The 406-nt window shown below is 63.1% G+C and carries 1 pseudogene; it reads left to right on the forward strand.

Annotated elements, in window-relative coordinates:
- Positions 1 to 406 (forward strand): annotated as a pseudogene (locus tag NE547_RS18020) (MFS transporter); the annotation flags it as partial.

Raw genomic sequence — 406 nt, forward strand, 5'->3', positions numbered from 1 at the left:
GACATGTGGTGCATGGCCCTGGGCTTCGGCCTGCTGTGGATGGTCACCGTCGGCATCGTCAGCCAGTTCGTGCCCCGCATGATCAGCGTGGGCAATTCCCAGCCCACCGCCCTGATGATGCTCACCGTGGCCGCCGTCGTGGGCCTGTTCGGCAGCTACTTCTGGGGCTGGCTGGATCAGAAGGTCGGCACCAAGACCGCCAGCGTGGTCTACTCCGCCTCCTACATCATCGCCCTGCTGCTGCTCATCTTCGCCAAGCTGCCCATCTTCACCTACATTGCCATCGTCTTTGTGGGCCTGGGCATCGGCGGCCTGCTGAACCTGATGCCCTCCATGGTCATCTCCGTGTACGGCAAGTATGACTTCACCGCCGCCAACAGCCTCGTCTCTCCCATCGCCTCCCTGC

The organism is Flavonifractor sp. DFI.6.63, assembly GCF_024462255.1.
Lineage (GTDB): Bacteria > Bacillota > Clostridia > Oscillospirales > Oscillospiraceae > Lawsonibacter_A > Lawsonibacter_A hominis.